This window comes from Gemmatimonadales bacterium, assembly GCA_036279355.1.
Classification (GTDB): Bacteria; Gemmatimonadota; Gemmatimonadetes; order Gemmatimonadales; family GWC2-71-9; genus DASQPE01.
Genome location: DASUJH010000056.1, coordinates 41,701 through 52,828, shown reverse-complemented (window position 1 = coordinate 52,828; position 11,128 = coordinate 41,701). Strand labels below are relative to the sequence as shown.

The following is an 11,128-nucleotide window of genomic DNA, read 5'->3' as shown; positions in this document are numbered from 1 at the left end:
CGGGCATGCTTCACGATCCGATCGTGGCACTCGCGACGCCGCCCGGCCGCTCTGCGCTCGCGGTCGTGCGGCTGAGCGGTCGGGGCGCCCTCGACGTTGCCGCGCGCGTGATCGATGGGTTTCGCGTTGCTCCGGCGCGACGGGCCACGCTCGCCGACTTTCGTGCGGCCGATGGAACCACCATTGACCGCGGGCTTTACACCGTCTTTCCCGGCCCCGCGAGCTATACCGGCGACGACCTCGTCGAGCTTTCGTGCCATGGCGGCCTTGCCGCGCCGGCGCAGCTCGTGGCGGCCCTCGTCTCCGCGGGGGCGCGCCCAGCCCACGCCGGCGAATTCACCCGGCGTGCGGTCCTGAACGGCAAGCTCGACCTCCTCCAAGCCGAAGGGGTGGCCGATCTCATCGACGCGACCGCGCCGGCACAGGCCAGCGCCGCGATCGGCCAACTCGAGGGCGGCCTCTCCCGCCGGCTTGCGGCACTCCGCGAGAGCCTCGTCGGCGTCCAGGCGCTCCTGAGCTACGACATCGACTTTCCCGGCGAGGACGACGGCACCGTGCCGGCCGAGCGAATCGCCGCGGCGCTCGACGGCGCGTCCGGGCACATCGACCGCCTGCTTGCCACCGCGCCCGCGGGCGAGCGGGTCCGCGAAGGCGCGCTGCTGGTCTTTGCGGGGCGCCCGAACGTCGGCAAATCCTCGCTCTTCAACGCGCTGCTCGGCGTCGAGCGGGCTCTTGTGACCGAAGTGCCCGGCACCACCCGTGACGCCGTCGAGGCCCACACTGACTTCCTCGGCTGGCCCGTGCGCCTGGCCGACACGGCCGGTCTCCGGGATGCGTCCGACGGGGTGGAGCGCTTGGGCGTCGAAGTGAGCCGCCGCTACCTCGCCGCCGCCGATCTGGTGCTCCTCTGCGCCGAAGCGGGCCGCCCACTCGCGCCGGACGAGGCGGCGATCGCGGCCGAGCGGCCCGTGCTCGTGGTGCGCACCAAGGCGGATCTCGCGCCTGCCGGCGCGGGCGAGCTCGCGGTGTCGGCGCCGACCGGTGTGGGCCTCGACGACGTGCGCCACCGCGCGGCGGAGCGCATCTTCGGCAATCGACTCGCCCTCGCCGACCTCGAGCCCGCGCTCACCCGCGAGCGTCACCGCGTGGCGCTCGACCGAGCCCGCACCGCGCTCGCCGAGGCGCGCCCGCACCTCGCACGGCAGGAGGGCGACCCGGTGCTCGCCGCCCATCACGTGCGCCAGGCGGTCTCGGCGCTTGACGAGTTGATCGGAACGGTGGATGTGGAGGAAGTGCTGGGGGCAGTCTTCGCGGGCTTCTGCGTGGGCAAGTGAGGCGGGGGCGCGCAACGCGCTCGTACGCTATCGCTTGTGGCTCCCATCGCAGAACGGCTTCGTCTGGGAGCGGCCGCACCCGCAGAACTTCACCTGGCCCGGTACCTTGGTCGGCGGCGGCGTCAGCACGGTGCCTTCGTTGTTGCGCACCACGATCACGCCTTCGATCACGACCGGCCCCGCCGGCTTCCAGGTGGCGGTGACGGGACGGGGTTCGGTGGGCTCGCAGGAATCGCTCGCGCGCTCGATTGCGCCATCTCCGATCATGCCGTCTGCATGCCTCGCGCGGCATCCTCGGCCGCCTGGAACTCGCCGACCGGCGCCCGGAGGGCAGCGGCAAGGCCGCGCTCCGACACCAGCGCCTCGGCCATGCGGTATCCCAGGTAATAGCCCGACCGCTCGGGCACCACGCGTCCACTCACGAGCCGGGCCGCCGGGCTCATGCCGCCGGAGAGATAACGCAGCCGGAGCCCGAGCGCGGCGCGGTCGAGGTCGGGCTCGACGGCGCGGCGGAGAAAGGCGTCCAGTTCGCGCAGGCGATGATACTGGCGCCGAGGGTAGCCGAAGTAGTCGGCGGCATCGAAGCCGGGAGCAAGGGCGCGTGAGGCGTGCACCGCGAGGCCCTCGTTGACGAGAAGCTCGCGCAGCGTTGCGCGACTGCCGGTCTGCCAGTAGTCGTACGTACCGGCCGCGTCGGACACGAGCCGCCGCATCTCGCTCCCGCTCTCCGGCGAGGTGTAGCGCACCACGTGCGCCAGCTCGTGCGCCAGCCAGAGCGGAATGAGATCGGGCGGAAGCCCCATGCCGTACGATTCGGCGTTGGCGCGGCCGGTAAAGTGCTCGAGGCAGACGAACGCAATGCCGCGGCCGTTCACGACCAGCTCACCGGCGTTGGCGCCGCCCATTCCGACCATCAGATAGCAGTCGCAGGGCCGATCGATGCGCAGCACCGCCTCCGCCTGCGCGAGGGCCTCCTCGGCGAGCGACACCAGGTTGACCGACGCGGCCAGCTCGCGCAGGTCGTCGCGCCGGGCGCGCAAGGCGTGCGCGATCACCTCGTCAGCGTGCGCGCCGTCGGGGTCGAGCACATAGTTGCGCCAGTACGCGTCGAGCACCGCTCGGTGCGCGTCGTGATAGCGTTGATAGGCGGCTTCGGGGTCCGCGGCGTCGAGTACCGCGAGGAAATCCGGCAGCAGATTGATCAGCACGCGCCACTATAAGAGATCGCGCATCGGCCACGCAAGTGAGGCCCATGCGCGACGCGATTCACTGCGGGCGGATCAGTGCTCCTGCTTCTTCCGGCGGGCGACTTCGTCGAGGAACCGGCGCTCAGCGGGGGTGAGGCTGTCGAGGCCCTGGGCGCTGATCTTGTCGAGGACGCGATCGAGTTCGGCGGCGACGGCATCGCCGGCCGAATGGCGGCGCGGGTAGCGCGGCTCGGGCGCGGCGGCCGACCGCATCGCCTCCGGCGCGCCCGACTGCACCACGACCACTCGCTCGACCGGCTGGGGCGACGGCGCCGTGCCGCGGCGCGAGAGGAACTGCAGGCGGAAGAACGCATAACCGAAGGCGAGCCCGCCCAGGTGCGCCAGGTGCGCGATGCCATCGTTGAAGTAGAGCGCGCCGGCCACGTCGAGCAATGCGAGCAGGGCCACGAAGGTCCGGGCGCGGACGGGAATGGGGATCGGGAAGAGGATGAGCTCGGCGTCGGGCCAGAACATCGCGAACGCGAGCCCCAGACCCAGGATGGCGCCCGATGCGCCGATGAACGGCGCCACCGGCATGAAGCCCGACAGGCCAAGCGCGAAGACCGCCGCTCCGACGCCGCAGTAGAGATAATAGAGGATGAACGCGCGGCTCCCCATCCGGTGCTCGACGGCCGAGCCGAAGATGAAGAGCATGAGCATGTTGCCGGCGAGGTGTAGGAGGCCGCCGTGGACGAACATGTAGGTGATGAAGGTCCACGGCCGCGCGAGCGCGTTGGCCGGCGAGAACTCGAGCTGGGCGACGATTTCCGGCGAGGTGAGCAGCGTGAGCAGCAGCAGCAGCACCACCGCATTGGCGATGATGAGCCGGCCCACCCAGGGAGTGACACGCGAATACGGCGTGGAATTCATGGCCCTGACGCTCGCTGACTGCCCGACGCTCATGTTCCTACGCCGCCGATGCCGGGCTGGTTCGGTGAGGCCCCGGCGGGTGCGCGATCCGGCAGATCCGCTCACACAGCTCGGGGAACTCGATGCCGACCGCCCGGGCCGCCTGCGGCAGCAGACTCGTCGCGGTGAGACCGGGCAGCGTGTTCACTTCTAAACAGAAGAGTTCGCCCTGTGGTGTCAAGCGAAAGTCCACCCGGGAGTAGCCTCCGAGCTTCAGGCCGTCGTGGGCCAGGAGCGCCAGCCGGCTGGTTTCGGCTGCGACCGCCGCCGAAACCTCGGCCGGGAAGATCTCTTGCGACATGCCGGGCGTGTACTTGCACTCATAGTCGAAAATTTCATGCCGTGGAATAATCTCTCCCACCGCGAGCGGGCGACCCTCCAGAATCCCCATGGTAAGCTCCCGCCCGGCCACGAAGCGCTCGAGCATGACCTCGTCGTCGTACCGGAGCGCCACGGACACGGCGGCGTCGAGGTCGGCCGGATGCTTCACCACTGTGAGCCCGACCGTGGAGCCCTGCTTCGACGGCTTCACCACCAGGGGCCACCCTAGCTGCTCGCCCGCCTCGCGCGCTGTGACGGGCGCCATGCGCCAGTCGGGCGTGGGCACGCCGGCGGCCCGGAATAGATGCTTCGAGACATCCTTGTCCATTGCGATGGCGCTGCCGAGGCGGCCGCTGCCGGTGTAGGGCACCCCCACCATCTCGAGCAGCGCCTGGATCGAGCCATCCTCACCCCGGCCTCCGTGGAGGGCGAGAAAGAGGACATCGGCGTCGCGTACCACCGGCATGTTGCCGAGTCCGGACAACAGTACCCCCCGCTCGAGTGCCCGGAGCTGCTCGACCGGCGGGGGCTCGACGCCCACGGTCCCGCGGAGCGAGGCTTCGTCCGCCTCCGGGATGTAGCCGCGGGCCGTATCCACCACGGCCACGTCGTGGCCGCGGGCGCGGAGGGCGGCCACGACCTGCACGGCCGACGCGAGGGCCACGTCCCGCTCAGCCGAGGTGCCGCCGGTGAGAACGGTTACGCGCATCCAACCGCCGCCGGCCGGCTCATCGCGTCGCGATCAGTTGCTGCAGGACGTCGTACCGGCTCACGATGCCGACGAGTTGCCCGTCTTTCCGCACCAGCGCGGCCGGGCTCTCACGGGTGAGCATCTGGCCCAGCCGATCGGTGGGGAAGTGCGACTCGATCACGGGGAGCGGCGGCTCCATCACCTCGCGCACGGGGCGATCGAGCAGGGAAGGCTGGGAGAGTGCGCGGGTCATGAGGGTGGCTTCGATCAGGGTGCCCACGGCGTCACCCTCCTCCACCACCGGAATCTGACTCACGTCCCAGGTGTTCATGAGGTTGAGTGCCTGGCGCACCATCGCATTGGGCGCCACGCTCACGAGCGCGGGCGCCCCGGGGCGCCGCTTGGCGAGAAGCTGCTCGACCACCACGCGGGGCGAATCGAGCATCTGATTCTCCTGCATCCACTCGTCGTTGAACACCTTGGAGAGATAGCGCTCGCCGCTGTCGCAGAGGATGGTGACCACCAGCGCGTCCGGGTCGCCCAGCTCGCGCGCCACATCGAGTGCCAGCGCCACGTTGAGGCCGGACGACCCGCCGGCGAGAATGCCGTCCTCGCGGGCGAGCCGGCGCGCCATGGTGAGCGCGGTGCGGTCGTTGAGCGAGCGGAACTCATCGATGTACTGAAACCAGACGTTGCCCGGCACTTCGTCGCCGCCGATCCCCTCCACCTTGTAGGGTGCGGACGGACCCGGCGCGCCCTCCCTGGCGACGGAGGCATAGACCGAGCCCACCGGGTCGCCGGAGATGACACGGATCGCGGGATTCTTTTCCTTGAGGAAGCGCGCGGCGCCGCTCACGGTGCCGCCGGTGCCGGCCGCGGCCACGAAATGCGTGATTCGTCCGCCGGTCTGCTCCCAGATCTCGGGGCCCGTAGTGCGGTAGTGCACCTCGGGGTTCACCGGATTGAAGTACTGATCGGCGAGGATGGCGCCCGGCGTCTCGCGCACGATCTGCCGGGCCTTGTTACGGTAGTGATCTGGGTGGTCAGGCGGGACCGCAGTGGGGGTCACGACTACTTCGGCGCCATACGCCTTGAGCAGCCGCACCTTTTCCTGCGACATCTTGTCGGGCATCGCGAAGATGCAGCGGTAGCCGCGGATCGCGCCGGCCATGGCGAGGCCGACGCCGGTGTTGCCGCTCGTCGCCTCGACGATCGTGCCGCCGGGCTTGAGCGCGCCGCGCGCCTCGGCCGCCTCGATGATCGCGAGCCCGATCCGGTCCTTGACCGAGCCACCCGGGTTGGCGTACTCCGCCTTGCCGTACACCGGCGTCCGAATGCCGGCGGCCACCCGTTGCAGCCGGATGAGCGGCGTCCAGCCGATGGTGTCGAGCACCGACTCGTACGGACCGCGATGCTGCGGCTCTCGCATGTGGCGCTACCTTCCCCCCTGGGCGTGACGGAAACGGACGGGCTGCAGGAACGTCGCCGCCACCGAGTCGCCGTTGCGGAGCGCGGGCGCGAACCGGAGGGCGGGTGCCGCGGCGACGGCGGCAGAGTCGAGCGCCGGATATCCGCTCGACTCGGCGACACGGGTGGACTCCGGCACGAGCGCACCCTCTGCGGTAGCGTACAGCCGGAGCACCACGGTGGCATCGACGCCCTGCTGCAGCATTGCCGGCGGATATACCACGGGCGACTCGGCGTTGAGCGCCACGGGCGGCCCATCCACGAGCTGCGCGCGTGCCGGCCGGTCGAACGGCAGGCGCATAGTGCCGTCGTCGCGGCGGGTGCAGGCGGCGGCGAAGGTGAGCGCGGCGAGCGGTAGCGCGAGCCCCGCCGCCGGAATGGCGCGGATCATCCGCGTAAACTATCCGCCCGGTGGGAGGGGCGACACTGCGACCATCTGGCGCTCGGGCGATCCGCGCCTCACGCGCCGCCCGCCCGCCGCTGCAGGTCCGCAAGACGGTTGAGCGCCTCGAGCGGGGTGAGCGCATCGAGATCCAATGCGCGGATCTCCTCGACGACCGGGTGCGGCTCGACCGCGGCGTTTGGTCCCCGCTCCGGGTCGGCGCCGAAGAGGGCGAACTGCCCCGGATCGTTCGGCACGGGCGGCGCGCCCGGCACCACGCGATGGCCGCCCTCCAGCGTCCCCAGCATTTCGTTCGCGCGCCGCACGACGGCGGCGGGCAGCCCGGCGAGTTGCGCCACGTGGATGCCGTACGAGCGGTCGGTGCCACCCGGCTCCAGCCGGTGGAGGAACACCACCGTGCCGCCGGCCTCGCGCACGGCGACGTTGACGTTTCGCGCGTGCGCCAGCCGTTCGGGAAGCTGCATCAACTCATGATAGTGGGTGGCGAACATCGTCTTGCACCCGATCCGGTCATGCAGGTGCTCGGTCACCGCCCACGCGATCGCCACGCCGTCATACGTCGAGGTGCCGCGGCCGATTTCGTCGAGCAGCACGAGACTGCGCGCGGTCGCGTTGTGGAGGATCGCGCTGGTCTCGCTCATCTCCACCATGAACGTGCTCTGCCCGCGTGCGAGGTTGTCGCTCGCGCCGACGCGAGTGAAGAGCCGGTCCACGACGCCGATGCGCGCCGAGGCGGCCGGCACGAAGCTTCCCATCTGCGCCAGCACGACGCAGAGGCCGATCTGACGCAGGATGGTCGACTTGCCCGCCATGTTGGGGCCGGTGACGAGCAGGACCCGTTCCGCCTCGCTGAAGCGGACGTCATTCGGGATGAACGTGCCGCGCGGCAGGAGCCGCTCGATCACCGCGTGCCGGCTCCCTGCGAGTGAGAGGTCGAAGCCGTCGTCCACCTCAGGGCGCACGTACTCATGCGCGGCGGCCAGCTCGCCGAGCGCGCTCCACACGTCGAGCGCGGCGACGGCGCGCGACGTGGCCTGGATGCGGCCGATCGCGTTGCCCACGCTTCCGCGAAGTGCGCCGAACAGCTCCGCCTCCCGCGCGCCGATCCGCTCCTCGGCGCCAAGCACTCGGGCCTCGTAGTCCTTGAGCTCGGGGGTGACGTAGCGCTCGGCGCCCGCGAGCGTCTGGCGGCGTTCGTAGTCGGCCGGGACGCGCGCAGCGTGCGCGTTGGTGACCTCGAGGTAGTAGCCGAACACCTTGTTGAATCCGACCTTGAGCGAGCCGATGCCGGTGCGCTCCCGCTCCCGCTGCTGCAAGGTGGCGATGTACTGCCTGCCGCCGTCGCGGAGCGCGCGCAGCTCGTCCAGCTCGGCGTCGTAGCCACGACGGATAACGTCGCCGTCGGCGAGCAGGGCAGGGGGCCGCTCCTCGAGTGCGGCGGAGAGCTCGGCGGTGAGGTCGGCAAGCGGGTCGAAGTCGCGCGCGATCGTCTCGAGCGCGGCGCTGCGTGCGCGGCGCGCGAGACCGGCAAGCGCCGAGCAGAGGCCGGGAAGCCGGCCGAACGAATCGCGGAGCGCGCCGAGCTCACGCGGGGTGGCGCGGCCCGCGGCCGCCCGGCCGGCGAGGCGTTCGAGATCGCGCACGCCGTCGAGCGCTTCGCGAAGTCGCGCGCGGCCGGTGCCCTCGCCCACGAACACTTCGACCGCATCGAGGCGCCGCGCGATGGCCTCGGTCGCGCGGAGCGGCGAGAGGAGCCAGGCGCGGAGGAGGCGGGCGCCCATGGGCGTCACGGTGCCGTCGATCGCCTCGAGCAGGGTCGAGTTCCTCGCACCGGCGCTGAGCGGCTCGGTGAGCTCGAGGTTGCGCCGGGTCATCTCGTCGAGCCAGAGGTGCGCGTCGCTGCGGCGCACCGTCGGACGCGCGAGGTGCGCGAGCCCCGCGGGCTGGAGGTCAGCGAGATAGCGAAGCAGGGCGCCGGCCGCGCCGACGGCGGGTGCATCGTCCGCGCCGAGGCCGAGCCCATCGAGCGAGGCGAGGCCGAAGCGGCGGGCTAGCTCCTCACCGGCGAGCGACAGGTCGAATTCCCACGGATCGCGGCGGGTGATGAGGAGGCGGTCAGACGGGTTGGCGGAGAAGCGGTCGGCGCCGTCGGCCACGGGCAGCACCACCTCGGCAGGATTCAAGCGTGAGAGCGCTTCGTCGAGCCCGCGCTCGTCGAGCACTTCGAGGACGAACTCACCGGTGCTCAGATCGATGGCGGCGAGGCCGATGGCCCCGCGCACGACCGCCTCGCGCGTGCTGGCGGCCTCGGGGTCGGTGCGCCTGCCCGCGTGCGGACCGTTCCGTCCATCCGTCCGCCCGCCTACTGCCACCATCCAATTGTTCCGCGCCCCGGGGATCCAGCCGTCGGCGAGCAGCGCGCCCGGCGTCACCGTCTCCACGACCTCCCGGCGCACGATACCGCGTGCGAGGCGCGGGTCCTCCACCTGCTCGCAGATGGCGACGCGGTGGCCGCTCGCCACGAGCTGGCGCAGGTAGTCGGTTGCCGCCTTTACCGGCACGCCGGCGAGCGGCACGCCGTCGCCGCGGGAAGTGAGCGCGATGTTGAGCAGGCGGGCGCCCAGGCGGGCGTCGTCGAAGAACATCTCGTAGAAGTCGCCCATGCGGAAGAAGAGGATCGCGTCGGGGTGGCGCGCCTTGATCTCCCGATATTGCTGCATGAGCGGTGTGGTCGCCTCCGAGGCGCGGGGTTCCATGCGGGCCGCGTTTCCGCTCACGGGCCGGCCACCACGAACGGCTTGCCGCCGAACTTGGCTTGCACCGCGGCAAGGTCGGCCGCCGCGGCGGCGCGACTCTGGTATGCGCCTAGGCGGACCTTGAGCAGTCCCTTCTCGCGCGCGACCACCGGGTCGTAGCCGCCTGCCTTGGCCCGGCTCGCGACCGCGTCCGCCATGGCCTGGGTGGCGACGGCGGCGATCTGGATTCGGAAGCGCGCGCTCGCGGGGACCGTCGCCGTAGAATCGGATCGTACGGGCGCGGGCCGGGTCGAGTCCGGCTTCGTCAAGTCGGGCCGGGTCGAGTCGGCGCCCGTTCCGGCGGCCCGGGACGAGTCGGCCCCTGCCAGACCGGCCGGTGCGAGGTTCGCGCAGCGCTGATGGTAGAAGTCGAGCCGGTTTCTGAGCTCGACGTCGTCGTCGCCCAGGCGCGCCAATCCATCGTCGAGCCAACTACAGGCCGAGCGCGGTTCATTCTCGTCGAAGTAGGCGCGGCCGGCCCAGAGCGCGGCCGTCGCAAAGAGCGGTGAGCCGGGATAGTCGAGCCGGATCTGCTCCAGGCTCTTGATGGCGCCCTGGCGGTTGCCGTCGGCAAAATCGAGCTGCGCCAGGCGGAGCAACGCGTCGTCGGCCCAACCGGAGTAGGCGTACTCGATCGCGATCCGCCGGAGGTCGCTGCGCATGACGTCGGGATCGCCCGCGACGGCGGCGGCGGCGTACAGGATCTGGGGGTAGAGCGTATCGCCGGGCGGCGTGGCGTCGAGCACGCCCTGGACGACGGCACGCGCGGAGTCGCCCAGGCCCTCCTGCGCGAGCCGCACGGCGCCGGCAAGGCGGGGCTCGGATTGGGCGGACAGGCATGCGGCCGGACAGGCAAGCAGGAGCCCGAACGCGCACGCGACGCGGACCGCGATGGACCGCGTCATGCCGCCACCGCTGCCCCGGGGGCGAGCTCGAAGGTGAGGTCCTGCAGGATGCCGAGCTCGCCGGAGATCGTGGTGCCCTTGAGCGCGACGTCGGCGGCGACGGTGGCGCGGAGGCCGGCGCGAAGCCGTTCCGGTGGCCACGCGGGCGCCGCCCGCGCCCAGCGCTCGGCTTCCTCCTTGTAGCCGAATATTCCCTGCGGCTTCACGCGGCGCAGCAGATCGAACACCGCGCGCTCGAGCGCCGCGTCGCGAAGGCCGCGGTCGTAGGCGTCGCGCGCGGCGCTCACGCCGACCAGCGCCGTGCCGAGGACCGTGAGCACGCGAACGCCGGAGACGCCCGCTTGGGCCAGCACGGGGCCGAGCAGCCGGCTCGCGCGCGCCGTGTCGCCGGCGAGGATGGCGTCGCGCCAATCCTGCATCGTTTCGCCGTGCCGTACGCCGACCACCTCGCCCACCCGCGCCGCAGTAATCGGCGCGCCCTTGGGGAGCCCGGCCAATTTCTCGATCTCGACCGCGAGCCCGCCCAGCTCCGTGCCCGCGACCCGCACCAGATGCTCGGCCGCCGCCGGCTCGATCGCAATGCCGCGCTGCTCGGCCCGGCGCACGACCCAGCGTGCGGCGCGTTCGGGAGTGAACGGCTCGCACGCGGCCGACACCGCGCCACGCGCGAGCTCTCGGTCCTCGGTGTCATCGCCCGCGCCCTGGACCAGAATGACCACGACGTCAGCCGCCGGCCGCTCGGCGTAGCGCAGGTATGCCTCGCGGACCTTGGGCTTCCGCTTCCAGGCTTCGACGTCGCGAATGACGAGGGCCCGGCGTTCGGACATCATCGGAGGCGTGTGGCAGAGACCGTGGAGCGTTTCGGGATCCAGCTCCGCGGCGGAGCGCTGGTCGAGGTTGAACTCCCTCAACCCGGGGTCCAGCGCCGCGTCGAGGATCGCGCGGATCGCCTCCTCCTTGAGGAGCTGCTCCGGGCCGTGGAGATAGTAGAGCGGCGCGAGCGTCCCCGCCCGAACGGCACGGGAGAGCGCCTCGATCTTCTGCGATGCCATGCGG

10 protein-coding genes are annotated in these 11,128 nt (G+C 71.4%); 1 reads left to right on the top strand and 9 read right to left on the bottom strand.

Annotation, left to right across the window (positions count from 1 at the left end; genetic code table 11):
- The first annotated feature begins 5 nt into the window (after positions 1-5).
- Positions 6-1,334 (top strand): tRNA uridine-5-carboxymethylaminomethyl(34) synthesis GTPase MnmE, encoded by a 1,329-nt coding sequence (gene mnmE / locus VFW66_13895; GenBank protein HEX5387791.1) that lies wholly within the window; start codon positions 6-8, stop codon positions 1,332-1,334.
- Between the two features lie 27 nt (positions 1,335-1,361).
- On the opposite strand, the gene VFW66_13890 is transcribed toward mnmE, so the two are convergent.
- The 9 genes from VFW66_13890 to holA all read right to left on the bottom strand — a co-directional run bounded on the left by VFW66_13890 (position 1,362) and on the right by holA (position 11,124).
- Entirely contained in the window at positions 1,362-1,601 is a 240-nt protein-coding gene (locus VFW66_13890) for a CDGSH iron-sulfur domain-containing protein (GenBank protein HEX5387790.1), read from the bottom strand.
- Entirely contained in the window at positions 1,598-2,542 is a 945-nt protein-coding gene (locus VFW66_13885) for a DUF2268 domain-containing putative Zn-dependent protease (protein ID HEX5387789.1), read from the bottom strand. Before VFW66_13885 ends, VFW66_13890 begins: the two co-directional genes overlap by 4 nt.
- Positions 2,543-2,614: 72 nt before the next feature.
- On the bottom strand, positions 2,615-3,451 hold the full coding sequence (locus tag VFW66_13880; protein HEX5387788.1) for a rhomboid family intramembrane serine protease: 837 nt from the start codon (positions 3,449-3,451) through the stop codon (positions 2,615-2,617).
- Between the two features lie 37 nt (positions 3,452-3,488).
- On the bottom strand, positions 3,489-4,520 hold the full coding sequence (locus VFW66_13875) for a D-alanine--D-alanine ligase (GenBank protein ID HEX5387787.1): 1,032 nt from the start codon (positions 4,518-4,520) through the stop codon (positions 3,489-3,491).
- 19 nt (positions 4,521-4,539) lie between these two features.
- Positions 4,540-5,931, bottom strand: a complete 1,392-nt coding sequence (locus VFW66_13870) for a pyridoxal-phosphate dependent enzyme (GenBank protein ID HEX5387786.1) — start codon at positions 5,929-5,931, stop codon at positions 4,540-4,542.
- 6 nt (positions 5,932-5,937) lie between these two features.
- The gene (locus VFW66_13865; GenBank protein ID HEX5387785.1) at positions 5,938-6,360 is read right to left on the bottom strand and encodes an energy transducer TonB; all 423 of its coding nucleotides are present in this window, start codon (positions 6,358-6,360) and stop codon (positions 5,938-5,940) included.
- A 68-nt stretch (positions 6,361-6,428) separates the two neighbouring features.
- The gene (gene mutS, locus VFW66_13860; GenBank protein ID HEX5387784.1) at positions 6,429-9,149 is read right to left on the bottom strand and encodes a DNA mismatch repair protein MutS; all 2,721 of its coding nucleotides are present in this window, start codon (positions 9,147-9,149) and stop codon (positions 6,429-6,431) included.
- Positions 9,146-10,072 carry an SPOR domain-containing protein gene (locus VFW66_13855; GenBank protein HEX5387783.1) on the bottom strand — a complete coding sequence of 309 codons (927 nt, stop codon included), beginning with the start codon at positions 10,070-10,072 and terminating at the stop codon, positions 9,146-9,148. The genes mutS and VFW66_13855 overlap by 4 nt, the downstream gene beginning before the upstream one ends.
- Positions 10,069-11,124: a DNA polymerase III subunit delta gene (gene holA / locus VFW66_13850; GenBank protein HEX5387782.1), complete on the bottom strand. Its 1,056-nt coding sequence runs from the start codon at positions 11,122-11,124 to the stop codon at positions 10,069-10,071. The genes VFW66_13855 and holA overlap by 4 nt, the downstream gene beginning before the upstream one ends.
- Positions 11,125-11,128 lie beyond the last annotated feature (4 nt).